This is a genomic window from Amycolatopsis arida (genome assembly GCF_900115565.1).
GTDB lineage: Bacteria > Actinomycetota > Actinomycetes > Mycobacteriales > Pseudonocardiaceae > Yuhushiella > Yuhushiella arida.
Genome location: NZ_FOWW01000001.1, coordinates 741,962 through 764,406, shown reverse-complemented (window position 1 = coordinate 764,406; position 22,445 = coordinate 741,962). Strand labels below are relative to the sequence as shown.

The 22,445-nt window shown below is 73.3% G+C and carries 23 protein-coding genes; 9 read left to right on the top strand and 14 right to left on the bottom strand.

Going from position 1 to position 22,445, the window contains the following annotated elements; translation table 11 throughout:
- Positions 1 to 244: 244 nt before the first annotated feature.
- Positions 245 to 2,017, bottom strand: coding sequence for an ABC transporter ATP-binding protein (locus BM051_RS03585; protein ID WP_208325936.1), 1,773 nt, complete (start codon positions 2,015 to 2,017; stop codon positions 245 to 247).
- Positions 2,018 to 2,092: 75 nt separating this feature from the next.
- Here BM051_RS03585 and BM051_RS03580 point away from each other — a divergent pair, with 75 nt between their 5' ends.
- Both BM051_RS03580 and ligD read left to right on the top strand, forming a co-directional pair.
- Positions 2,093 to 2,713 carry a TetR/AcrR family transcriptional regulator gene (locus BM051_RS03580; protein WP_092527786.1) on the top strand — a complete coding sequence of 207 codons (621 nt, stop codon included), beginning with the start codon at positions 2,093 to 2,095 and terminating at the stop codon, positions 2,711 to 2,713.
- A 105-nt stretch (positions 2,714 to 2,818) separates the two neighbouring features.
- A complete protein-coding gene (gene ligD / locus BM051_RS03575) occupies positions 2,819 to 3,760 on the top strand; it encodes a non-homologous end-joining DNA ligase (RefSeq protein WP_092527783.1) in 942 nt (313 codons plus the stop codon).
- A gap of 30 nt (positions 3,761 to 3,790) precedes the next feature.
- Here the strand turns inward: ligD and BM051_RS03570 are convergent, their stop codons facing one another.
- Both BM051_RS03570 and BM051_RS03565 read right to left on the bottom strand, forming a co-directional pair.
- Entirely contained in the window at positions 3,791 to 4,753 is a 963-nt protein-coding gene (locus BM051_RS03570; RefSeq protein ID WP_092527780.1) for a nitrilase-related carbon-nitrogen hydrolase, read from the bottom strand.
- Positions 4,754 to 4,820: 67 nt separating this feature from the next.
- Positions 4,821 to 5,714 carry a DMT family transporter gene (locus BM051_RS03565; protein ID WP_166677729.1) on the bottom strand — a complete coding sequence of 298 codons (894 nt, stop codon included), beginning with the start codon at positions 5,712 to 5,714 and terminating at the stop codon, positions 4,821 to 4,823.
- Positions 5,715 to 5,984: 270 nt separating this feature from the next.
- Here BM051_RS03565 and BM051_RS03560 point away from each other — a divergent pair, with 270 nt between their 5' ends.
- Positions 5,985 to 6,197, top strand: coding sequence for a KTSC domain-containing protein (locus BM051_RS03560; protein ID WP_092527777.1), 213 nt, complete (start codon positions 5,985 to 5,987; stop codon positions 6,195 to 6,197).
- A 24-nt stretch (positions 6,198 to 6,221) separates the two neighbouring features.
- On the opposite strand, the gene BM051_RS03555 is transcribed toward BM051_RS03560, so the two are convergent.
- The 4 genes from BM051_RS03555 to BM051_RS03545 all read right to left on the bottom strand — a co-directional run bounded on the left by BM051_RS03555 (position 6,222) and on the right by BM051_RS03545 (position 9,228).
- Entirely contained in the window at positions 6,222 to 7,265 is a 1,044-nt protein-coding gene (locus BM051_RS03555) for a serine hydrolase domain-containing protein (protein ID WP_166677711.1), read from the bottom strand.
- Positions 7,262 to 8,200: a DUF6895 family protein gene (locus BM051_RS28910; RefSeq protein WP_166677710.1), complete on the bottom strand. Its 939-nt coding sequence runs from the start codon at positions 8,198 to 8,200 to the stop codon at positions 7,262 to 7,264. Before BM051_RS28910 ends, BM051_RS03555 begins: the two co-directional genes overlap by 4 nt.
- Positions 8,201 to 8,205: 5 nt before the next feature.
- Entirely contained in the window at positions 8,206 to 8,907 is a 702-nt protein-coding gene (locus BM051_RS03550) for a hypothetical protein (RefSeq protein ID WP_092527775.1), read from the bottom strand.
- 63 nt (positions 8,908 to 8,970) lie between these two features.
- Complete coding sequence (locus tag BM051_RS03545) at positions 8,971 to 9,228, bottom strand: hypothetical protein (protein ID WP_092527772.1); 258 nt, start codon at positions 9,226 to 9,228, stop codon at positions 8,971 to 8,973.
- Between the two features lie 357 nt (positions 9,229 to 9,585).
- On the opposite strand from BM051_RS03545, the gene BM051_RS03540 reads away from it, so the two are divergent.
- On the top strand, positions 9,586 to 9,858 hold the full coding sequence (locus tag BM051_RS03540) for a GlsB/YeaQ/YmgE family stress response membrane protein (protein ID WP_092527769.1): 273 nt from the start codon (positions 9,586 to 9,588) through the stop codon (positions 9,856 to 9,858).
- 238 nt (positions 9,859 to 10,096) lie between these two features.
- Here BM051_RS03540 and BM051_RS03535 read toward each other — a convergent pair whose 3' ends face one another.
- The 7 genes from BM051_RS03535 to BM051_RS03505 all read right to left on the bottom strand — a co-directional run bounded on the left by BM051_RS03535 (position 10,097) and on the right by BM051_RS03505 (position 16,269).
- Complete coding sequence (locus BM051_RS03535) at positions 10,097 to 10,576, bottom strand: hypothetical protein (protein WP_092527766.1); 480 nt, start codon at positions 10,574 to 10,576, stop codon at positions 10,097 to 10,099.
- Positions 10,573 to 11,241 carry a CDP-alcohol phosphatidyltransferase family protein gene (locus BM051_RS03530; protein ID WP_166677709.1) on the bottom strand — a complete coding sequence of 223 codons (669 nt, stop codon included), beginning with the start codon at positions 11,239 to 11,241 and terminating at the stop codon, positions 10,573 to 10,575. The genes BM051_RS03535 and BM051_RS03530 overlap by 4 nt, the downstream gene beginning before the upstream one ends.
- Positions 11,242 to 11,288: 47 nt before the next feature.
- Entirely contained in the window at positions 11,289 to 11,741 is a 453-nt protein-coding gene (locus BM051_RS03525; RefSeq protein WP_092527760.1) for an anthrone oxygenase family protein, read from the bottom strand.
- Between the two features lie 501 nt (positions 11,742 to 12,242).
- Positions 12,243 to 12,710, bottom strand: coding sequence for a DUF6292 family protein (locus tag BM051_RS03520; RefSeq protein ID WP_134046142.1), 468 nt, complete (start codon positions 12,708 to 12,710; stop codon positions 12,243 to 12,245).
- 195 nt (positions 12,711 to 12,905) lie between these two features.
- Positions 12,906 to 13,838, bottom strand: coding sequence for an aminoglycoside phosphotransferase family protein (locus BM051_RS03515; RefSeq protein ID WP_092527754.1), 933 nt, complete (start codon positions 13,836 to 13,838; stop codon positions 12,906 to 12,908).
- Positions 13,839 to 13,951: 113 nt separating this feature from the next.
- Positions 13,952 to 14,899 carry a glycosyltransferase family 9 protein gene (locus tag BM051_RS03510; protein ID WP_208325935.1) on the bottom strand — a complete coding sequence of 316 codons (948 nt, stop codon included), beginning with the start codon at positions 14,897 to 14,899 and terminating at the stop codon, positions 13,952 to 13,954.
- A gap of 212 nt (positions 14,900 to 15,111) precedes the next feature.
- The gene (locus BM051_RS03505; protein WP_243859529.1) at positions 15,112 to 16,269 is read right to left on the bottom strand and encodes an ROK family transcriptional regulator; all 1,158 of its coding nucleotides are present in this window, start codon (positions 16,267 to 16,269) and stop codon (positions 15,112 to 15,114) included.
- A gap of 96 nt (positions 16,270 to 16,365) precedes the next feature.
- On the opposite strand from BM051_RS03505, the gene BM051_RS03500 reads away from it, so the two are divergent.
- The 5 genes from BM051_RS03500 to BM051_RS03480 all read left to right on the top strand — a co-directional run bounded on the left by BM051_RS03500 (position 16,366) and on the right by BM051_RS03480 (position 22,443).
- Positions 16,366 to 17,682, top strand: coding sequence for a Gfo/Idh/MocA family protein (locus tag BM051_RS03500; protein WP_092527748.1), 1,317 nt, complete (start codon positions 16,366 to 16,368; stop codon positions 17,680 to 17,682).
- Positions 17,679 to 18,956, top strand: a complete 1,278-nt coding sequence (locus BM051_RS03495; protein ID WP_092527745.1) for an ABC transporter substrate-binding protein — start codon at positions 17,679 to 17,681, stop codon at positions 18,954 to 18,956. Before BM051_RS03500 ends, BM051_RS03495 begins: the two co-directional genes overlap by 4 nt.
- 4 nt (positions 18,957 to 18,960) lie before the next feature.
- Positions 18,961 to 19,857, top strand: a complete 897-nt coding sequence (locus BM051_RS03490) for a carbohydrate ABC transporter permease (protein WP_092527742.1) — start codon at positions 18,961 to 18,963, stop codon at positions 19,855 to 19,857.
- A gap of 14 nt (positions 19,858 to 19,871) precedes the next feature.
- Positions 19,872 to 20,714, top strand: coding sequence for a carbohydrate ABC transporter permease (locus tag BM051_RS03485; protein WP_243859528.1), 843 nt, complete (start codon positions 19,872 to 19,874; stop codon positions 20,712 to 20,714).
- Between the two features lie 106 nt (positions 20,715 to 20,820).
- On the top strand, positions 20,821 to 22,443 hold the full coding sequence (locus BM051_RS03480; protein ID WP_092528482.1) for an alkaline phosphatase D family protein: 1,623 nt from the start codon (positions 20,821 to 20,823) through the stop codon (positions 22,441 to 22,443).
- Positions 22,444 to 22,445 lie beyond the last annotated feature (2 nt).

Genomic DNA, 22,445 nt, shown 5'->3' with positions numbered 1-22,445 from the left:
AGCAACGCACGAAGGACCGTTCGGCACACCGAACGCGAATGAACGGGCCGTTCAGGACACCGAATGCGCATGAGCGGGCCACTCAGGACACCACGTTGTCCACACTTTCGTTCCGCGCCCTTCCCACACCGCCATTCCCGATACGATGGACTCGGGGATGGCCCCCAGGGTGCGGTGGGTTACGAAGGTGGGCCGGCGGCGGTGCATCGCCGGTAGGGGTTCCGGTGCCGAGCCCAGCCGGTCGTCACCGGTACTCCAGCTGGTCGGCGTCGGCGATGCGCAGGGCCTCGACCAACTCCCGGTACAGCGGGTCGGTGGCGAGGAGCTCGAGGTGGCTGCCGCGGGCGCGGATCCGGCCGGCCTCCATGACGACGATCGTGTCGGCGTCGATCACCGTCGACAGCCGGTGCGCGATGGTGACCGCGGCGTGCTCGGCGGCGTGCTCGCGGATGCAGTCGTGGATGGCCGCCTCGGTGAGCCCGTCGAGCTGGGCGGTCGCCTCGTCGAGCAGCAGGACGTCGGGCGTGCGCAGGATCGCCCTGGCGATGGCCACCCGCTGCCGCTGCCCACCGGACAGCGACGAGGACGACAGCGGCGTGTCCAGGCCCGCGTCGAGCTCGGCGACCTTGTCGGCCAGCCGCACCCGGCGCAGCACCTCCCACACCTCCTCCTCGCTGGCGTCCGGGTGGGTGAACAGCAGGTTCTCCCGGATCGTGCCCGGCACCACCGGCGCATCCTGTTCCACATAGGACAGCTTGGCGCGGATCTCCTCGTGGGCGAGCTCGGCGTAGGGCCGCCCGTCGAGCAGCAGCTGGCCCTCCCTCGGCTCCAGGAACCGCAGGATCAGCGAGAACAACGTCGTCTTGCCGGCGCCGGAGGGCCCGACGACCGCGGTGTGCCCGCGCCGGGGGATCGCCAGGTCGATGTCGCGGACCGCCGGCTCGGCGTCCGGCCCGTAGGCGGCGCTCACCCCACGCAGCTCGACCACCGGGCCGTCCCGGCGGGCAGGGGTGGTCGGTGCGGCGGAGACGGGGGTGGTCTCCGGCTCGAGGCGCTCGAGCTCACGGATCCGCCCCGCGGCGGCGATGCCGGCCTGCAGGGTGGTGACGTTCTGGCTGAGCTCGGTGATCGGGTCGATCAGCCCGAAGGCGTAGAGCAGGAAGGCGATCAGGCTGGAGACCTCGAGCTGGCCCGCGCCCACCCGCCAGGCGCCGATGCCCAGCACCAGGATGATCGCGAGCTGGACCCCGGACCACGCCGTGCTCCACGCGATGGCCTCGCGGCGGACGGCGCGGATGCTGTGTCGGGCGGACGTCCGCGCGTCGCCGGCGATGCGCTCGGCGAGGCGGTCCTCGGCGCGGCTGACCTTGACCGTGCGAATCGCGCGCAGCGCGGTCTCCAGGACACCACCGAGCCGGCCGACGTACTCCTGGGCCTGCTCCTGCGCCTTCGCGATCGCGGGCATCAGCAGCGCGAACAGCACGCCGACGACGATCACCAGCGTGACCGTCGTGCCGAGCAGCACCATGTCGAGCACGCCCATCAGGACCAGCGTCCCGACCATCATGACCGCGCCGTTGACCAGGCCAATCACGCTGGAGGTGGCGGCCTCGCGGAGCAGCACGGTGTCGGAGGTGACCCGGGTGACCAGCTCGCCCGGGGGGCGGGAGGTCAACGCCGGCACGGTGACCCGCAGCAGCCGGCGCACCATCGACTCGCGGGCCTGGAGCACCACGCGCTCGCCGAGCGTGCCCAGCAGGATCCACTGGCCGGCCCAGATGACGAGGCCGACGACCAGCAGCACGAGCAGCGCGATCACCGGGCCGAGCAGGGACGCCGAGGCGCCGAGCGAGTCGAGGACCCACTTGGTGACCATCGGGGTCGCCAGCCCGGCGGCCGAGCCGACGAGGGCCAGCAGCAGCCCGAGGGCGAGCGTGCGGGTGTGCGGGCGGGCGAAGGACCAGAGCACCCGCAGTCTCGGCAGTCGACCGACGGGAGGAGAGGTAGGGACACTCATGACCGGGAGTGGAACATCCGTGTTCCAACACTGTCAACTGAGTTTCATTTCGGAACAAGATGCTACGGTGCGGCCATGGGCGTGGTGAACAGGGAGCGGCCGACTTCCACGAAGAACTCCACGGTGAGCACGGAGGGCACGGCGAGCACGGAGAACCGGACCCGGGCCAGGACCCGCCGGGCGATCCTGGAGGCCGCGGTGGCGGTGCTGTCGCAGAACCCGGCGGCCTCGCTGGGTGACATCGCCGCGTCGGCCGGGGTCGGGCGCACCACCGTCCACCGGTACTTCCCAGAGCGCGCCCACCTCATGGCCGCGCTGAACCAGTACGCGCTCGAACAGATCGCCGCCGCGACCGAGCGGGCACGGTTGGACGACGGGACGGCGCTGGAGGCGTTCGACCGGCTCTGCCAGGAGTACTTCGAACTGGGTGAGCTGCTCACCCTGCTGTTCAACGACGTGGAGCTGACGGCGTCCGACGCGTGGGACGAGGAGACCGACGCCGACCGGGCGCTGCTGCGGCTGGTGGAGCGGGGGCACGCCGAGGGCGGCATCGACCCCGAGCTGGAGCCGGCGTGGGTGCAGCAGCTGCTCTGGTGCGTGCTCTACGGCGCCTGGCAGCACGTCCAGCTGAACGGCGCCGGCAAGCACCACGCGCTGGGACTGTGCCTGCGCACCCTGGCCAAGGCGCTGCGCTGAGTCCCGGCGCCGGCTCGACCGGGTCGCGCGACTCGCGGTGCCGGCCGGCTCGACACACTCCGCCGGCGCACCCGCGGCGCGGGGCGTCCGGCGTACAGTCCTCGCATGGCCGGAGAGTCCGCGGTGGACGTCGAGGTGGGCAGCCGCACGGTGCGGATCAGCAACCCGGACCGGGTGTACTTCCCGGCCCGTGGCGAGACCAAGCTCGATCTGGTGCGCTACTACCTGTCCGTCGGCGACGGGATCGTCCGCGCGCTGCGTGAGCGCCCGTGCATGCTGCACCGCTACCCGACCGGCGTCACCGGGGAGAAGGTCCACCAGAAGCGGCTCCCGCGCGGGGCGCCGCCATGGCTGGAGACCGTGCGCGTCCACTTCCCGCGCTACGACCGGCACGCCGACGAGCTCTGCGTGACCGAGCTGGCCAGCGTCATCTGGGCGGTCCAGATGTCCACTGTGGAGTTCCACCCGTGGAACTCCCGGCGGGCCGACACCGAGCGGCCGGACGAGTGGCGGATCGACCTCGACCCCATGCCCCGCTGCGACTTCACCACGGTCCGCAGGGTCGCGCACGTCGCCCACGAGGTGCTCGACGAGCTGGGCATCGTCGGCTGGCCGAAGACCTCCGGCGGCAATGGCCTGCACGTCTACGTGCGGATCGCGCCGCGGTGGGGCTTCGCCGACGTCCGCAGGGCAGCGCTCGCCTTCGCCAGGGAGGTCGAGCGCCGCGCGCCCGACGACGTGACCACCGCGTGGTGGCGCAAGGACCGCGACCCCACCAAGCTGTTCGTCGACTACAACCAGAACGCCCGCGATCACACCATCGCCAGCGCGTACTCCGTGCGTGGCGTCCCCGAGGCCACCGTGTCCACCCCGATCACCTGGTCCGAGGTGGACGATGTCGAGCCGCGCGAGTGCACGATCGCCACCGTGCCCGCCCGCGTCGCCGAGCTCGGCGACCTGCACCGGGACATCGACGGCACCGCGCACTCGCTGGAACCGCTGCTGGAGTGGGCCGACCGGGACGGGCTCGACGCCGAGCGGGCCTGACCGGACCTGATCGGACCGGAGCGGCCGGGCTCAGTCCGGCGGGTCGGTTCCGGTGGACCTCACCGGCGGTCGTGGCCGCTCGTCCACCAGCAGCGTGAAGACGTCCGGCCGGGCGTAGTGGCCCGCGACGTCGAAGTCGTACTTGCCCTCGGCGACCCGGCCGAGGTCCAGCTCGGCGCGCAGGATGGTCTCCCCGCCGGTGGCCGGTCCGGCGAGAACCTCCCCGAGCGGGTCCACGATCACCGAGTTGCCGGCGGACACCACCGCGTCCGGGCCGTCCGCGACACCCTCGATCGGGTAGTCGTCGGGGTAGTCGGCGCGGCGGGCGAACTGGCACGCGGACAGCACGAAGCAGCGGCCCTCCAGCGCGACATGCCGCATGCTGCTGACCCAGACGTCGCGGTGGTCCATGGTCGGCGCGCAGTAGAGCTGCACGCCCCTGCCGTAGAGGTGCATGCGCAGCAGCGGCATGTAGTTCTCCCAGCAGATGGCGGTCCCGATGCGGCCGATCGGGGTGTCGTGCACCGGCAGGGTCGAGCCGTCGCCGAAGCCCCACACCAGGCGCTCGGCGGCGGTCGGCATCAGCTTGCGGTGCTTGCCCAGCAGCCGGCCGTGCGGGTTGAAGGTGAGTGCCGTGCAGTACAGGGTGGCGCCGCCGCGCTCGATCACCCCGATCACCAGGTGGGTGCGGTGCCGGGCGGCGATGGCGCCGAGTCGTTCGGTGGCCGGGCCGGGCACGTCGACGCTGGAGTTCCAGTACCGGCGGTACAGCGCCCTGCCCTCGGGGGTGCGCGAGCCGATTAGCGCACCGAAGGTCACGCCGCGGGGGTAGCAGGACACGAACGCCTCGGGGAACACGACCAGGTCGACGCCACCCGCGGCGGCATCGGCGGTGAGCCGCTCCACCTTCGCCAGCGTCGCGGCGAGGTCGAAGCCGACGGGTGCCGCCTGGACCACGGCGGCGCGGACGAGTGGTTCCGGTTCCGGCGGCATGGCACGTCCTTTCGCGGAGGTGCCGCCACGATAGAGCGCGCCGCCCCGCCCGCGCGAGGTCCGGTGATCAGTCCACCGGCGCGGGCCGGGCGGTGGTGCGGGCCCTGCGGCGGGACCGGGAGACGGCCACCCCGGCCAGGCACAGCACGCCGCCGGCCAGGGTCAGCCACCCGGGCACCTCGCCGAGCGCCAGCCACGACATCAGCACCACGACGGCCGGCACCGCGTAGGTGGTGGCGCCCATCCGGCCGGCGGTGGTGCGGGCCAGCGCGTAGGCCCAGGTGGTGAACGCGAGCGCGGTGGGGAACACGCCGAGGTAGACCAGGTTCGCGGTGGCCGACCACGACGCCGTGGCCAGCTCGTCGACCAGCTGCCCGGCGAACGGCAGGCACGCCACCGTGCCGGTGAGGCAGCCGAACGTGGTGACCTGCAACGCCGAGGCGTGCCGTAGTGCCGGCTTCTGGCCGAGCACGCCGGCGGCGTAGGTCGCCGCGGCCAGCAGGCACAGCAGCACGCCGAGCACGGAGGCCCGCCCGCCGTCGGCCATGGAGACGCCCACCACGAGCGCGCCGGCGAACGACACCGCCATGCCGGCGAGCACGCGGGCGGGAAATCCCTCGCGGAGCAGCCAGCCGGCGAACACCGCGATCAGGATCGGGCCGATGTTGACGATCATCGCGGCGGTGCCGGCGTCGACCGCCTGCTCGCCGGCGTTCAGCGCGACCATGTAGACGCCGAACCAGAGCACGCCCGAGGTGGCGATCCCCGGCCACGCGGCCCTGGGCGGCCAGCCCTCGCCGCGCAGCAGCAGGATCACCACGAGCGCCGCCGATCCGGAGAGGAGCCGGCCGAGGGCGAGCGCGCCGGGCGAGAACTCGGTCCCCGCGCTGCGGATCGCCACGAAGGCCGATGCCCACAGCACCACGGTCACCGCGGCGGCGAGCAGGCTGCGCCGGTCCACCGGCGTGTCGTTCGAGACCACGAACGCAACCTAAGCACCCGCCGGACGCGGGGCGCGCGCTTTTCGGACGTCGCGATGGGTGATGGTCACCACCTCGACCACCGGCGTGTTGGCCGTCCGCGTCGCCGCCGTGTTGGCCGCCGCCGCGCGCGAACACGGCGACGGGAGGCGCGAACACGCCGTGGTTCGCCTGGGTGGCCGATGCGGGGACGGCGCGGGTGGCTCGACAATGGCGATCGACGACGGTCCTCTGGTACCTGGGGAGCGGAGATGCGACGGCGCCCTGTCGAGTCGTCGAGCCTTCGTGCGGTCGGGTACGACCCCGACGAGCGTGTACTGGAGGTGGAGTTCCACAACGACCGGGTGTACCGCTACTTCGGCGTCGCCAGGGCCATCCACCGCCGCCTGTTGGCCGCCGGCAGCAAGGGCCGCTTCTTCAACCGGTTCGTTCGTGACCGTTACGAGTACGAGTGGGTGGAGTGAGTCGCGGACCGGGGGAGGCCCGGGTCAGCACCGCCTGAGCAGGTCGGAGAACGCCCGGCGGCCGGCCCGCACGGCGGGCTGGCGCCGGGTGGGCATGACGTTGGCGAGAAGGAAGACACCGGTGCCGGTGGTGGGGCTCAGGCCCACGAAGGCGCTGAAGCCGCTGGTGGCGCCGTCGTGCCACAGCAGGGGGCGGCCACGGACGACCCGGTGGAACCAGGCCAGGCAGAGGTGGTCGCCGTGGGGCTGCCGGTGCCGGGGCTCCTGGCTGTGGCGGAGGGCGGTGGCCAGGGCGCTCGTGTCGGGGCTCAGCTGCGCTCGGAGGTAGCGCAGGAGGTCGGCGGCGCTGGAGCGCACCGCTCCGGCGCCGGCCAGGGCCTGGAACGTCCACGGCGCGGTCGGCCTTCCGCGGCGGTGCCCGATGGCGTCCCCGGCGCCACCCGGTTCGGTCGTGGTGCCGGTCATGCCCAGTGGGGCCAGGACACGGTCGGTGAGCAGACGCTCGAAGCTGTCGCCGGCCGCGTTGGCCAGCGCGCACCCGAGGAGTCCGAAACCCAGGCTGGAGTACCGGTACCGGCCCCGCCGGTGCCGAGTGCGCAGCCGTGCGGTGGTGCGGTAGAGGTCTTCGACGGTGTAGTGCGCGTAGGGGTTGGTCCAGCCCGAGCGCAGCATCGTGCGGTAGACCGCGCCAGGGGCGCGGGGCAGGCCGGCGGTGTGCGTCGCCAGCTCGGCGAGGGTGATGCGGCCGGCGTCGGGGTCGGCGGGGACCGCGCGGGGAGGCAGGTACTCGACGACCCGGTCGTCGTAACCCACCTGGCCGCGATCGACCATCTCGGCCAGCAGCAGGCCGGTGAAGGTCTTGCTGACGGAACCGAGCTCGAAGACCGTGCCGGGCCCCACCGGCCGTCCTCGGCCCCAGGCGGTGTGACCCGCGCAGACCATGGTGGCCTGTCCGGCGTGGACGGCTCCGATGACGGCCCCGGGGGCCTGGCCCTCGGTGACGAGCGGCCGGACGTACTGCCGGAGCGCGTCGCGTAGCTGGGCTGGTTCGACGATGGGGGCGTTCACCGGGTGCCGTTCCCGTCCGGCGACACCGCCGCCAGGCCGCGGGACACCGCCAACGTTCCGGCGATGGCCGCGACGACCGTGGGGTGGTAGTGGGTCAGGGCGCGGGCGACCGGGTCCGGGGTGGGCTGGTTGATGCCGTTGGGCATCATGCCGTCGTCGTGTTGGGCCTGGACGAACCGCTGCCACGGTGCGGGATCCTCGTCCGGATCGTCGAGATAGCCGTGCACGATGAGCAGTTCGCCCAGCAGGTCCCAGAACCCGGCCTCCGCGTACACGTCCAGCCACACCGGCAACCACCGGCGCAGGTAGTCGCCCAGCTCGGTGGGGATGCGGTCGGGAGCGGCGCCGTGGTCGGTGAGGTGGAAGACCGTGTGGGTGACGGAGTACGCGTTGTAGGTGTCGATCATCCACGGCTCCGGGAGCCCGCCCAACCACGTTCCGGCCAGGAGCTCCGCGTCGTCGGCCCACGGGGTGAGGCCGAGCCGGCGGATCGCCGCGGCCACGCCGAGCTTCCGGTTGGGCACGAGGTCCAACGCCCGGTAGCTGCGCAGGGTGAGCAGGTGGCGGATGAGTTGGTGCAACCCCTCGTGCCGGTACCCGGCCGCGTACAGCGTCGAGTACACCTCGATGGGGTGCGTGGCGGCGGGGTTGCGGAGCAGCATCCGGTGGAGCAGGTCGCCGCGGTGGAACTGCTCCCACACGAAGTCGAGCAGGTCGCAGGCGCCCTTGCGGGTGTCCGACCCCGCCGCCCCCTCCCGGCGCACGACCCAGCCGGCCAGGGCCAGCTCGCTCAGCGTCTTGAACGTCTGGACGTCGACCAGGTCCACCGACGACACCGATGGCGGCAGCACGAAGTGCCGGCGCGCCTCCCACAGCCAACGCATGGCCTGCGCGCACAGGCGTTCCCCGGACGTGACGAGGGAGGGCTGCGTCATCGCCGTCATCGCCCCCTTCGCATGAGCAGCCCGGCGAGGGTGACCTCCAGCCGGACGCGGGGGCGGTCACCGGCCAGCACGGTGAGGTGGTCGAGCACCGACGGCAGGTGGACGTCGCTGTCCTCGACGTGGTCCAGCGCCTGCCACCGGGCCAGCCGCGCCGCGCTCAGGTGGTCGCGCCGGAGCAGGGCCCGGGTCAGTCCGCGGTCCAGGTCGAGCCGCCGGGTGGCGACCTCGGCCCGCGGTGGGCTGTCGATGGTGGGCAGGGCGAGGCTGGACAGCCGGACGAGCTCCGCGCACCACGCCTGCCACCGCCGTTCCCCGATGCCCCGCGGGCGGGCGGGCACCGGAACGGGCCGCGCGTTCAGGCGGTGCAGGACCGAGATCACCGCCCAGTCCCGCAGCGCCCACAACCTGGTCCGGTTCGGGTCCGGCGCGTCCGGGGCGGGATGGAGCCGCATGGCCCGGAGAACCAGGTCGACGTCCTCGTCGGCAAGGGTGTGCCCGGCCAGAACGAACGGTGCCAGCGCGTCCGCGCCCAGCACCCGCAGCGCGGCCAGCCGCGCCTGTCCGTCGCCGTTCCAACCGGGCATGCCCTCGCGGAGTGAGAAATTTTCGTTCGGGCGCGACCCGACCGAGATCCGCAACGCGTGCGAGACGGCGCCCGCCAGCGCGTCGACCGCCGTGTCGACGTCGGGTTCACGCATTCTCCACCTTCAGCGAAAGCGTTTCCAACGAACAACTGGTGTGCGTTCCCCGTGGCGGGGGCGTCACGACATCCAGGCGAACTCGAGCTCCTGCCGGAACTCCGTGGCGCGGTCCTCGATGGGGCCCTCGTCACCCTTGTTCGGCGACAACAGCGCGGCCAGGGCGAGCAGCAACAGGGCCAGGTCGTGGATCTCATGGGGAGTGGGCAGGTCGCCGATGCCGTCCTCGCCGGACTCGACGAGCGCGACCACGTCGTGCGCCGTCTTCTCGGTCGTGCCGGTGAGCGGGAACGGCGACCGGATTAATTGATCATGAATCATTGTCCGCACCTCCAGGGAAGGTCATTCGGTCGGAAAAATTAGCGTATCCGCCGCAGTCGGTGTATACAACGGACTCCCGGGCAAAAGAATGGTGTCTTCAACCGATCGGGTGGTGCTTTCGTGTGTCCGGTTTATGTGTCTTCGATCGCCCGATAGTGCTACGTTCCGGGAAGGTCGGGATGGCCGAGCGAAACGACCACGGAGCTGCCCGCGTATCCTGAGCCCACGTGCTGGGGACCGGCCCGGAGGCGCTGGGCAGCGTCGCCATCCAGCGGCTCACCCGCGCTGGCGGATGAGGTTGCGCGCGCCGGTCGCCGTACTAGCCTCGGGGTGGGACGAGGCGACCAGGAGGACGGCATGATCGGGTTCATCGTCGCGGGGCTGATCATCGGCGCGCTCGCCCGGCTGATCAAGCCGGGCAAGCAGAACCTCGGTCTGCTCGCCACCCTGCTGCTGGGCCTCGCCGGCTCGGTGATCGGTGGCACCGTCGCCAACCTCCTCGACACCGGCGACATCTTCGAGCTCAACGTGCTCGGCTTCATCGTCGCGGTGATCGCCGCGGTCGGGCTGGTCGGTGTCGCGGAGACGCTGTCCACCCGGTACAGGTCGCGCCGCGACGTCACCCGCTGACGGGAACGGGACGCTCGGGGGCGAACCGGTCGTGAGCAGCGCCAGAGCCAGCAGCTGCCCGAGGCCCCGGCGGACCCGGCGACGGCCGTCGAGTCGAGCCGGTACACCGTCCGCGTCTCGATCGAGAGCCGCCACCCCTCTCCCCGCCGGACGCCCTGGCCGGCCTGGGCGAGGCCGGCCACCGCGCACCCGCCCGGCCGCGCCTCGACCAGGGGACCAGGCCGGGCCCGAACCGGGGTCAGAACCAGCCGAGCAGCGACGGCACGGCGGCGAGGGCGCAGAACCGGAGGGTGCGCCCCGCCAACCCGAGCACCACGAACCGCGGCGCGGGCATGCCCGCCGCACCGGCGACCACCGCGAGCACCGCGAACGGCGGCACGCCGGTGCCGGCCGACAGGAACAGGATGGCGCCGGCCGCGACCGGGCGTAGCGCCACGGCGTCCCGGAACCGGCGCACGTCTGTCGCCCACCGGCCGGCGCGGGCGGGGTCAGCCCGCCGCCGCAACCGCCGCCGGCCGAGCCGCACGCCGCCCCGCCCGGCGTAGAAGTAGCACAGCTTGCCGACCATCTGCCCGACCGCGGCGGCGACCCCCATCGCCGCCCACGGCAGGTCGGGCCGGGCGGCCAGCACGCCGACCAGGTACACCTCCATGTTCACCACCGGCAGCAGTGCCGACACCACGCCGGTGCCCAGGGTCGCGGCCAGCCACCCGGTCACGGTGCCGGCTGGGCGAGCCGGACCGCGCACTCCGCGCGGGCGCCGGCGCCGCCGCGCCGGGCCAGCCGGACCGCGGTGGCGACCTTCACCGCCAGCACCAGCAGCGCGAGCGCCGTGGTCGCCACGACGTGCTGGGTGAGCAGCCACAGCAGCACGACCGCGGCGGTGTTGAGCACCTTCGCCGGTGGCGACCAGTTCCACCGGAAGACCCGGGCGTCGACCAGCCCGAAGTAGTTCGGGCTGAGCAGTGGCCAGTCGAGGAACGCCAGGCTGAGGTAGGCGTCCAGCACGACGAACTGCACCAGGAACATCCCGGCCGGCAGCGCGGCCGCGGGATGGGCGACCACGTAGAGGGTGACGATGAGGCAGACCGACAACCGGTCGGCGAGGATGTCCAGCACCGCGCCCGTCCGGGTCTCGGTCCTGGTCACCCTGGCGACCAGCCCGTCGGCCATGTCGCCCAGCCAGTAGCTCGCCAGCGCGGCCAGCAGCCATCCGAGCCCGCCGTCGCCCGCGGCGACCATGCACAGCAGTACCGTGCCGACCGTGCGGAGCGCGGTGATCCCGTTGGGCACCGTCCACCAGCGGGGGCGAGTGTCGTCGGTGCAGCCGCGGTGCCCGCACGCCGCGGCGCCGGTCGTATCCCGGTTCCGCGCTGACCTCATCGGGCTCATGGTAGAGCGGTGGGGCACCTCGCTCAGCCCGTTCGGTCCTACCTGACGAGTGCCAGTGCGAGGCAGCAGAACGCGCCCAGCGCCGCCACGGCGCGTACCACGTTCCACCGCACCCAGCGGCGCTCGAACCAGGTCCGCGCGGCCGCGGGGTCGTCGGCCGCGGCGAGCCGGTTGTTGAGCGGGACGTTGGCGGCGACGGTCACCCCGAACATCCCGACCGCGTTCAGCGCAAGGCCGGCCACCAGCCACGGCAGCACGTCAGCACCGCCGGGCCGCAGCACCACGGCCACCGCCGACAGCACCGGCGCGCCGAGGAACGCGGGCAGGAACCAGCCGTTGACGATGGCCTCGTTGATCCGGCGCATGGCCTCGACGAACGTGCGGTCGTCGGTGCGTGCCAGGCCCGGCATGACGGCGTAGGCGAACCCGGTGAACAGGCCGGCCATGAGCCCGGTGGTCACGGTCGCGGCGAGCAGGACGGCGGTGGGCATGCGTTCCTCCAGGCGACCAGCCCGCGGCGAACGGTTCGCGCGGCGGGCGCCGGGAGCGATCATCCCGGTCGCCGGGCCGCGACGGGAGCCGTTCTGCCGGTGCCGCCGGCTCGGCGCCGATCGAAGGATTTGCCGCCAATCGCGCGCAGGGCGGGTGGAGGCGGTGGTGGGTGGGTACTCGCCGTGCGGGCTGGCTCGGTGTCCGGACGCCGGGGCCGGTCAAGGCCGCCGCTGTTCGGTGAGTAGCAGCGGCGGCCGCCTTGGTGCCACGGCGGGTTCCGCGAAGGGACGCCTCTCGCGCGGCGGGCGCGCTGGGAACGGGTTACCGAGAAGACCGAGAGTGGGCAGACCACGGCGACGTGCTGGCCTGGCCGGACAGCGTGCGTTCGATCGGATTGGGGCCTGTCGGCACTGTGGGCCGCGGCACGCGGAGCCGGTGGCGCACCGGAACGGCCGCGGCCGCGAGCGGCGGGAGGGCCGGGCTGGCGTGCGCTCAGGCGCTCAGAATGGTGGTGGGAAGTACCGGGCGTGCGGGGCGTAGCGCTCCAGGCGGGCGGCCAGGTCGCCGGTGGCGCTGCGCTCCCGCCACCGCGGCGGCACCACCAGGCCCACCGGCTCGCCCGCGCCGAGTCCGCGGACGAACCGGGCCACCTCGGCGGGCTCGGGCAGGACGTCGTCGGCGAAGTAGGCGACGATCACCGGCTCCTCGGCCGGGTCGGTCTCCACCGCCACGACCCAGCCGTCCCGGTCGCCCCACACGAGCATCAGGTCGCGGTTCGGGTACCTCGGGCAGCGCTGGGGAAGGGCGACGTAGCCGGTGTTCACGTCCGCCACCTCCACCCCGGTGCCCGCGGGTCCGACGCCCAGCTCCGCGGCGACCGCGTGCACGTAGCCGGCGAGGGATCGCTCGGGCAGGACGGGTGGCTCGGCCGGGGGCGTGACCCGGCGGACGGGTCGTGGTCGGGACATGGTGACCTGAAGGTGGCGCTTGTCACCCACCTCTGACATACGCGTCGGCATCGTCTGGCCGCCTTTCTCGCCCAAGCGCGCACCGGACGAGTCAACACCCGCCGGACGGGTGACTCACGGTGTCACCCGGGGTTACCCCGACCCGTGGCCGGCCAACCCTGCGCGGCCGTGGTCGAGCCCGGCCGCGCGGGCCGGTCACCGCCAGCGGTGCTCCAGCAGCGCGGTGCCGATGGCCACCTGCTCGGGGTCCAGGGTGGGCTTGCCGTCCGCGACGTCCCACAGCGCGTTCTGCAGCACCCGCCCGAGGGTCCAGCCGGCCGCGCGCCGGCGGTCCACGGTGACGGCCTCGCTGAGCAGGTCGAAGCGGTGAAGCACCGCCCGCTCGACGTCGCCGGTGACCACCACCGCGTCCCACCGGCTGGTCAACGCGGGTAGCAGGTCGAAGCCGGGGTCACCGGCCAGCGGCTCCGGGTCGATGGCCAGCCAGGGCTCCCGGGTTCCGGCGAGGACGTTGTCGTAGTGCAGGTCCCAGTGCAGCAGCCGGTCCCCGGCGTCGTCGACCAACTCGGCGACCGCGCCGGCGCAGGCCCGGACCAGGTGGCGCTCGGTGGGGTCGCGCAGGGCGGGCACCGCGCGGGGCGCCTCCTCGAGCATCGCCGTGGCGACCCCGGCGAGGGTTCGCAGGCCGGCCGGCGCGGGCACCGCGACCAGCCGAGCCAGCAGCTCGGCGACGATCCGCAGCGCGGTGTCGTCGTCGGCCAGCGCGGACAGGGGGCGGGTGGCGTCGAGGCGTTCCAGCAGCAGGGCCCCGGTCCTCGGATCGTGGTCGAGCAGGCGCACCACGCCGGCGCCGCCCCACCGGCGCAGACCGATCGGCTCGCCGGCGTTCTCCTCGGTGACCAGCCGGAGCTTGAGCGCGGCCGGCGTGCCGTCGGCGCGCCGCACCGGCAGCACGAGCGAGGCCATCCCGTGCCGGGCGGGGCCGTCGGGGCGCAACGCCCAGCGGTCCAGCACGTCCGCGGCCAACGCGGGCAGCGCGGTGACGAAGGCGTGACCGGCGGCACCGTGGTGCGCGCGAAGCAGCGCGGCCAGCGCTTCGGGAACGGGGATGGGCACGGTGGTGCTCATCGAAGGATCTCCTTCGGGCGATCGGAAACGGGGTCGACACGAAGGAGAGGTGTGGGGGTGCCCGGCCACCGGGCAGAGGTCAACGCATGCCGCGAGCCTAGTCGCGCGCCCGGTCAGGGCGCGACGGGTTTCGCCGCCGGACGGTCCGCCGGCAACGCCTCGACGGCGGCGAGCACCTCGGCCACGGTCACGCCGAGCAGGGCCGGGTCGGGGGTGTCGGCGAACGGGTCGCCGCGCCGGAGGTGGTCGGCCGACAGCACCCGGTGTGGGCCGCCCTCCGGCGGGCCCCAGTGGCGGGCCGGCACCGGGCCGAACAGGGTGACCGACGGCGTGCGGAAGCCGTACGCCAGGTGCGCCACGCCCGTGTCACCGGAGACCACCAGCCGCGCGCCGGCCACCAGCGCGGCGAGATCGGCCAGCCCGGTGTGGCCGGCCAGCACGTCGGCGCGGGCGAGCCCGGCCCTGCGGCGCAGCCACTCCGCCGGCGCGCGCTCCGCGGCCGACCCGCTCACCACCACCCGGTGGCCTTCCGCTCGCAACCGCCCGGCCACCAGGGCGAACCGCTCCACCGGCCACCGCTTGCTCCCGTAGGCGGCGCCGGGGTGCACCACCACCGCGCCCGGTGCCGGGCCGGGCGCCGGTGGCGGGGTGAGCAGCAGGTCGCCGCCGTCGGCGGGCACCTCGTGCGCCCGGAGCAGCCGGCACCACCGCTCCCGCTCGTGCAGGTCGTCCACCCACTCCGGGCCGGGCCAGCCGTGCCCGCGGTGGCCGATCCGCCGCCGAGGGCGCAGCGCGTCCAGCACGGCCGTGCTCCGCGGCCCGGTGCCGTGCAGGTTGACCGCCACGTCCGGGCGGGTCGGGCGGGCCGGTAGTGGCGCCATCCCGTGGGTGGGCAGCACGGTGTCGACGCACCCGGCGAGCTCGACCACCGGGCGCAGCCAGCCCGAGGTGGCGAGCACGAGCTCGTGGTCCGGCCACGCCCGCCGGATCGCCCGCAGTGCCGGGACGGCGACGAGGAGGTCGCCCAGCTTCAGCGCCCGCAGCGCCACGACCCACCGCACGCCCCGATCCGTACCCGCTGGTGGTCGCGCTACACCTGACCACCCCGGGCAACCGCGTGTTCGCCGTTCCCGTCGTCACGTCGGCGTCGCGCGCGGCCAACGCGCGACGCAGCCGGCGAACACGCGGACGCAGCCGGCGAACACGCGGACGCAGCCGGTGAACACGCGGACGCAGCCGGCGAACACGCGGACGCAGCCGGCGAACACGACCGTCAGGTGGGGGCGGGGGCGCCGGCTTGTTGTTGCAGGGCCTCGTCGGCGGCGTGCAGCGCCAGCCGGACCGCGCCGAGCACCACCGCCTCCTGGCCGACGGTCGAGGCGGCCAGCCGGGGGGTGCGCAGGCACACCCGGTCCATATGCCGCTCCAGCCGGGGCAACAGCAGGTCGCCGGCGCTGGCGAGGCCGCCGCCGAGCACGATCATCTCCGGGTCCACGGTCAGCGTCATCGCCGCGGCGTGCTGGGCCAGCACCGCGCAGAACTCGTCGACGATGCCCAACGCGTCGGCGTCGCCGCCGCGGGCGGCGGTGAGGATCCGTTCGGTCACCTGGTGGTCGTGCTCAACCGTCGGCTCGGTGGTGGCCGGCCCGAGCAGCAGCTCCCGGCAGTGCTCCCACTTCTTCGGGTCCAGCAGCCCGATCTCCCCGGCCGCGCCGCCGAAACCCTGGTGCACCCGGCCGCCGAGGATCAGCCCCGCACCCATCCGCCGCCCGATCAGCAGGTAGATCAGGTCGTCGACATCGCGCGCCACCCCGTGCGACCGCTCGGCCAGCGCGGCCAGGTTGGCGTCGTTGTCCACCAGCACCGGGCAGGACAGTGACCGGCCGAGCCGGCGGGCCAGCGGCAGCCGGACCCAGCCGGGCAGCACGGTGGACAGGGTCACCGTGCCGTCCCTGGCGACGACGCCGGGCGTGCCGACGCCGGCGGCCATCAGCCGGGACCGCGGGACGCCACCGCCGGACAGGCAGCGGGTGGCCATTTTGCGCACCACCGACAGCCGGCTCTCCGCGTCGAGCTGCGGGTCGACCCGGGTCTCGTGGGTGTGCACCTGCCGGCCGTTGAGGTCGGCGAGCACGCCGAGCACGCGGTGCGCGCCGACGTCGAGACCGAGCACGTACCCGCTGTCGGCGCGGAACGCGTACCGCCGGGCCGGCCGGCCGACCCGGCGCTCCGCGCCCGCCTGCAGCTCCTCGGCCCACCCCTGCTCGACGAGGTCGTCGACGGCGGCCTCCACGGTGGGCCGGGACAGCCCGGTGCGGGCCGCCAGGTCGCTCAGCGTCGCCGGGCCCGCCTCGCGCAGCGCGGACAGCACGGCCACCGAGTTGATCAGCCGCAGCAGCGACTGGCCGCCGGCCGGTTGGATCTTCGCCACCCACTCTCCCTTGACCTGGGACGAACCGAATGATAAACCATGGCGCACTAATTAAAGGAACTTTCATTAATAACTCTGACCCTACCGGGAGGCCGGGTGTCGAGGCCGGTGACCATCGCGATCGTCGGGGCGGGCTCCCGCGGGACGACCTACGCCACGTGCGCCGCCCGCACCGACCGGGCCCGCGTCGTGGCGCTGGCCGAGCCGCGGGAGTTCCCGCGCGCGACGCTCGCCGCCGAGCACGCGGTGCCCACCGAGACGGTGTTCGCCGACTGGCGGGAGCTGGCCGACCGGCCCCGGCTCGCCGACGTCGCGGTGATCGCCACCCAGGACCGGGCGCACGCCGAGCCGGCCGTCGCGCTCGCCCGGCGCGGCTACCACCTGCTGCTGGAGAAGCCGATGGCCACGACGGAGGCGGACTGCGAGCGGATCGTCCGCGCCGCGGAGGAGGCCGGGGTGCTGCTGGCGGTCTGCCACGTGCTGCGCTACACGCCGTACTCCCGCCGACTCAAGGACATCGTGGACAGTGGCCGGATCGGCGACGTGGTCACCGTCGAGCACCTGGAGCCGGTCGGCTGGTGGCACCACGCGCACTCCTACGTGCGGGGCAACTGGCGGCGCGAGGACGAGTCCACGTTCATGCTGATGGCGAAGTCCTGCCACGACCTGGACTGGCTGGCGCACGTCATCGGCCGGCCCGCCGTGCGGGTGTCCTCCTTCGGCGGCCTGTACGAGTTCCGCCCCGAGCGCCGGCCGCCCGGCGCCGCCGACCGCTGCCTCGACTGCGCCGTCGAGCCCACCTGCCCGTACTCGGCGCCGCGAATCTACCTTCCACTGGTGCGCCAGCCCGAGCGGCACTGGCCGCTGTCGGTGGTGACCGACGATCGCACCGAGGCCGGGGTCCGCGCCGCGCTGCGCGAGGGACCGTACGGCCGCTGCGTCTACGCCTGCGACAACGACGTCGTGGACCACCAGGTGGTCGACATCGAGTACACCGGCGGTGTCACCGCCTCGTTCACCATGACCGCGTTCGCCCCGGTCGGCCACCGGCGCACCCGGATCTTCGGCACCCGCGGCTCCCTGGAGGGCGACGGCGAGAGCATCACCGTCCACGACTTCCTCGGCGGCACCGAGGTGATCCGGATCGACACGGCCGGCGCCACCGCCGACGACGGGCACGGCGGTGGCGACCAGGCCATCGTGGACGCGTTCGTCGCCGGGGTCGCCGAGGGGGACCCGGGCCGGATCCTCACCAGCGGCAGGGACAGCCTCGCCACCCACCGGCTGGTGTGGGCGGCGGAGCGGGCCCGCCGCACCGGCAGCGTCGTCAACGTCGACAGCGTCGACAGCGTCGACAGTGTCATCAACGTCGACAGCCTCACGTCGGCACCCATCCCGGAGGAGACACGATGAGGAGAGCACTGACCGCGGCGCTGGCCGCCGTGGCGCTGGTGACCACGGCCTGTGGTGGTGGCGGCGACGCGCCCGCCACCGGCACCAACGACGGCCGCGGCCCGATCACCTTCGCGACCCTGAAGGACGGCACCGGCACCGTGCCGAAGCTGGTGGCCGAGTGGAACGCCGCCCACCCGGACGAGCAGGTGCGGATCGTCGAGCTGCCCGAGGGCGCGGACGGCCAGCGCCAGCAGCTCGTGCAGCAGGCGCAGACGAGGTCGGACGCCTACGACGTGATCACCATCGACCTGCCGTGGAACGCCGAGTTCGCCGCGCGGCGCTGGATCACCGAGCTGCCCGCCGAGCGGTTCGACGTGGACGGCTTCCTGCCCTCGCCGCTGGAGGGCTCGCACTACCGCGGCCAGCTCTACTCCATCCCGCACTTCACCGGTGCCGGGATGCTCTACTACCGGACCGACCTGCTGGACAGGGCCGGCCAGCGCCCGCCGGCGACGTGGGACGAGCTGCGCGCGGTCTGCGCGGCGGTGCTCGCGCTGCCGGAGGCCGAGGGCATGTCGTGCTACGCGGGCCAGCACGACAAGTACGAGGGCCTGACGGTGAACTTCGCCGAGGCGGTCGGCTCCGCCGGTGGTGAGGTCACCGACGAGCGGGGCAACCCGCGGCTGGACACCCCCGCGGCCACGGCCGGCCTGGAGTTCCTGGTGGAGGGCTTCCGCTCGGGCGTGATCCCGGCCGACGCCATCACCTTCAAGGAGGAGGAGGGGCGCAGGGCGTTCCAGCAGGGCGGGCTGGTCTTCCACCGCAACTGGGCCTACATCCACGCGCTGATGAGCGCCACCGACGGCTCGTCGGAGGTCGCCGGGAAGTTCGGGGTGACGGTGCTGCCGGGCGCCGGGGGACCCGGTGTGTCCACTCTGGGCGGCAACAACCTGGCGGTGTCGACGTTCTCCACCAAGCAGGCCACCGCGCGAGACTTCATCGCGTACCTGACCAGTGTGGACACCCAGCGCGAGCACGCGAAGGGCTCGGCCTACCCGATGACGAGGGCGGCGATCTACGCCGATCCGGTGCTGCGCGAGAAGTACCCCTACCTGGAGGTGCTGGAGCAGTCGATCCGCTCGGCCCGGCCGCGGCCGGAGCTGGTGCGCTACGGCGACGCCACCGCCGCCATCCAGGACAGCGTCTACGCGGCCCAGCGCGACGAGGTGCCGGTCGAGCAGGCGCTGGCCACCCTGCAGGGGCGGCTGGCCGAGATCGCCCAGGGGTCCTGAGCCGATGCGGCAGGGCAGGCTCGCCACGCTGCTGCTGTCGCCCACCTTCCTGGTGTTGGGGCTGGTGGTGGGCTACCCGCTCGTCGCCGCGGTGCGCGAGTCGCTGTACCGCGGCGGCGAGCAGCTCGACGAGTCCGGCTTCATCGTCTCCGGCGAGCGGTTCGTCGGGCTGGACAGCTACGCGGCCGCGCTGGGCTCGGAGCGGTTCTGGACCGCCTTCGGCAACACCACGCTGTTCACCGGCACGACGGTGGCCGCGGAGGTGGTCGTCGGTGTCGCCATGGCGCTGGTGATGCACCGCGCCGTGCGCGGCCGCGGCCTGGTGCGGGCCTCGATCCTGGTGCCGTGGGCGATCCCGACGGCCGTGGCCGGCCTGCTGTGGCGGTGGATCTTCCAGTCCGACGGAGTGGCCAACGCCGTGCTCGGCACCGAGCTGCTGTGGACCTCCGACGGCTGGCCGGCCAAGCTCGCGGTGATCATCGCCGACACCTGGAAGACGGCGCCGTTCGTCGGGCTGCTGGTGCTGGCCGGGCTGCAGCTCGTCCCGCACGACGTGCACGAGGCCGCCCGGCTGGACGGCGCGAGCGCGTGGCAGCACTTCTGGCGGGTGACGCTGCCGCTGGTCAAGCCGGCACTGCTGGTGGCCGTGCTGTTCCGGCTGCTCGACGCGCTGCGCATGTTCGACCTGCCGTTCGTGTTGGTCGGCGCGCAGAAGGGGGCGGTGGAGACGTTGTCGATGCTGGCCTGGGACGAGGCCAACCAGGTGCGCTACGGTCCGGCCGCGGCCTACGCGGTGATCCTGTTTCTCTACGTCGCGGTGGTGGCGTTCGTCTTCGTCCGGCTGCTCGGCGCCGACCTGCTCGGCGAGCGGCGTGCCCGGCGGGCGGGAGTGTTCCGGTGAGCGGGGGTGTTCCGGTGAGCGGGGGTGTTCCGGTGAGCGCCGCCCGCCGCTGGTTGCCCCACCTCGGCATCGCGGTGATCGTGCTGTACTGCCTGGCGCCGTTCTACTGGATGGTGGTGTCCAGCTTCCGGCGCACCAGCGACATCTTCGACATGTCCGTACTGCCGTCGCCGTGGTCGCTGGAGAACTACCGCGCGGTGTTCGGCGGGGACACCCAGTTCGGCCGGGCGTTGCTGAACAGCCTGGTGGTCGCCGGTGCCACCACGGTGCTCACCGTCGTGCTCGGCACGATCGCCGGCTACGCGCTGGCCCGGCTGACCTTTCGGTTCACGAACGTCGTGCTGGCCGTGGTCATCGCGACCTCGATGTTTCCCGGGATCTCACTGCTGGTACCGCTGCTGAAGCTGTTCACCGGCATCGGCTGGATCAACACCTACCAGTCGATGGTCGTGCCGAACCTGTCGTTCGCGCTGCCGCTGGCGATCTGGTACCTCACCACGTTCTTCCGCCAGCTGCCGTTCGAGCTGGAGGAGGCGGCCAGAGTGGACGGTTGCACGCCCGGGCAGGCGTTCCGCAAGGTGATCCTGCCGATCGCGGTGCCGGGGGTGTTCACCACGGCGATCATCGTCTTCGTCGTGGCGTGGAACGAGTTCATCATCGCGCTGACCATGGTGAACCGGCCGGAGATGCAGACCGCGACCGTGCGCATCTCCCAGTTCGTCGGCGTCGCCGCGTACGACAGCCCGTTCGGCACCCAGATGGCGGCGGGGGTGGTCGCCACCGTGCCGCTGGTCGTCGCCGTCCTGCTGTTCCAGCGCCGGATCGTCGCCGGCCTGACCTCGGGGGGACTGAAGTGACCACCACGGATTGGAGCGCACGGTGAGCGACAACGTCGATTCCCCACCCGACAGAGGTCCCGGGCACAGCAGGGGTCCCGGGCACAGCAGGCGCGACTTCCTCGCGCTGGCCGGCGTGAGCGCCGCCGCGCTCACGCTGGGCACCGGCGCCCCCGCGGGCGCGCTGACCCCCGGCGGCGACCGGGTTCCGGCCGACCCCTTCCAGCTCGGCGTGGCCTCCGGCGACCCCGAGCCGTACGGCGTCGTGCTGTGGACCCGGCTGGCGCCACGACCGCTGGCCGAGGACGGCCACGGCGGCATGCCCCGCCGGCCGGTGGACGTGCACTACGAGGTCGCCGAGGACGAGCGGTTCACCCGGGTGGTGCGCCGCGGCCACGCGGTGGCCACCTCCGAGCTCGCGCACTCGGTGCACCCGGAGGTCGGCGGGTTGCGCCCCGGCCGGGAGTACTTCTACCGGTTCCGGGCCGGCCGGGAGGTCAGCCCGGTGGGGCGCACCCGCACCGCGCCGGCGCCGCACCAGCGGGTCGAGCGGCTCGCCTTCGGAATGGCCTCCTGCCAGGCGTGGTACCACGGGCACTTCGCCGCCTACCGGCACCTCGCCCAGGAGGAGCTGGACCTGGTGTTCTTCCTCGGCGACTACGTCTACGAGTACGCGATCAACTCGGGGAACCTGTGGCGGCAGGGCGCGCGGGTCGACCCGGTGCACGACGCCACCGTGCGGACCCTGGAGCAGTACCGGCTGCGGTACGCGCTGTTCAAGACCGACCCGCACCTGCGGGCGGCGCACGCCAGGGCACCGTGGGTCACCACCTGGGACGACCACGAGGTGCAGAACAACTACGCCGCCGCGCACTCGCAGTACGGCATCTCGGTCGAGGACTTCGAGCGGCAGCGGGCCGTGGCCTACCGCGCCTACTACGAGCACCTGCCGCTGCGCCGCGGCTCCCTTCCGCACGGGCCGGACCTGCGGCTGTACCGGCGGTTCGGCTGGGGCGCGCTGGCCGACGTGCACGTGCTGGACACCCGGCAGTACCGGGACGACTTCCCGACCGACTCCTCCGCCGGCGGCGAGCACACCGACCCGCGCCGCTCCATCCTCGGCGCCGCCCAGGAACGCTGGCTCTACTCGGGCCTTCGGCGGTCCAGGGCCACCTGGAACCTGCTCGCGCAGCAGGTGGTGATGGCGCAGATCGACCGGGACACCGGGCCGGGGCGCACGTTCAGCATGGACCAGTGGGACGGGTTCACCGCCAACCGCGACCGGCTGTTCGCGGCGGTGCGCCGGCACGGCGTCGACAACCTCGTCGTGCTCACCGGCGACATCCACCGGCACGTGGCCGCCGAGCTCAAGGCCGACTTCACCGACCCGCACTCGCCGACCATCGGCACCGAGCTGGTGGTGACCTCGGTCGGCTCGGACGGCGACGGCGCGCCCACCGACCGCTACACCGAGCTGTGGCTGGCCAACCCGCACGTGAAGCTCTACGACGGCCGGCGCGGGTACGTGCACGGCGAGCTGACCCCCGAGCGACTCACCTCGCGGTTCAGGGTCGTGGACCACGTCGAGCGGGACGACCGCGCACCGGTGTCCACAGTGGCCCAGTTCGTCACCGAGGCCGGTCGCCCCGGCCTTACGGTGGATACCGATCCGACCGGAAGTAACCTGTCAGGCCCGATCGGTGCGTCAGGGCAGTCAGGGCAGTCGGCTCACTTTCGGTCTGCTCGGTAGGT